We start from the raw sequence: 1,195 nt of genomic DNA, 5'->3' as shown, positions 1-1,195 counted from the left end.
AGATCAAAAACGACACTACAACGCGCCCAGTGCAACTGTCTTTGGCTACTAACGCCGACAGTTTGGCAACGTGGTTACTGCCAGCTTTGCAAGACGTCATGAAAACCCGTCAAGTAGAGTTGAAGCTGACGATTTACGGTGAATCACGTTCAATAGAAAAACTGAAAAGTGGTGAGGTCGCAGGGGCGATCAGTTTAGAGTCTCAAGCGATACCAAATTGTCGCGCCGATTACTTAGGACGAATTGATTACGTTTGTGTGGCTAACCCTGAGTTTTATCAGCGTTACTTTTCTGAAGGTGTAAACAATCAGACCTTAGCAAAGGCGCCAGCGGTTTCCTACGATCAGTATGATGACTTACATAAAAAGTTCCTCACGGAGCATTTCAATGTGCGTCCTGATAGCGTGATTCATCACAACATCAGCAGCTCAGAGGCTTTTCTCAAAATGGCGTTAGCTGGAGTGGCATATTGTTTGATCCCTCGTTTGCAAATTACTGATGAGTTAGAGCAAGGCTCGTTAATTGATATTACGCCTGGCTTCCTGATGTCTTATCGTATTTATTGGCACCATTGGCAGTTGGAAACTGGCGTATTGCAGGAGATTTCACAAGCGATTGTCAATTATGCACAGCGTCATTTACCACAGTAGTGATTGAATAGACGACCATTTCTGACGAATATTAAATGACGAATGGTTGAAATTACACCAAAGTTACACAGTCAAAGTTGTGTTAGAAGTGAAGTTAGGAGCTTGGATAATCACCGGAAGTTTCTATTATGAAACCACTTACTCCTACAGCTCGGCGACTTAACAAAGTTGGTGATGCTGATTTGTGGAGACACTTCACTATTGATATGGATGGATTTGTCGAATGAAACTGTATTCGTGTTTGCTGGCTTCAGCTCTTAGTCTTAGCAGTGTTTCAGTCTTGGCTGATGTGCCTGAATTTGCTCACGTAACAACAACGGGTTACGGTGAGGTGGTCGCAACACCAGACATGGCGACCTTTTCTGTAAAAGTGGTGGATACCACCATGACAGCGGAACAAGCAAAACAATCAGTCGATAAAACAGTCGAAGATTTTCTCCAATATCTGTCTGATGCTGGTTTATCAAAGGATAATATCACCAGCTCAAACCTGTATCTTGAGCCTCAGTATCACTACCCTAATTCGGGCAAAGCTGAGTTGGTTG

The 1,195-nt window shown here is 43.3% G+C and carries 2 protein-coding genes; both read left to right on the top strand.

What is annotated here, in order from left to right:
• Positions 1–650, top strand: a 650-nt coding sequence (locus tag R7Z77_RS24010; protein WP_318136880.1) for an ArgP/LysG family DNA-binding transcriptional regulator, incomplete at its 5' end; no start/stop codon positions are given.
• Positions 651–873: 223 nt separating this feature from the next.
• Positions 874–1,195 (top strand): SIMPL domain-containing protein (locus R7Z77_RS24005; RefSeq protein ID WP_318136879.1); only part of this gene is annotated, 322 nt, incomplete at its 3' end.

Source organism: Vibrio sp. 1401, assembly GCF_033340295.1.
This window is presented reverse-complemented; position numbering and strand designations above follow the sequence as displayed.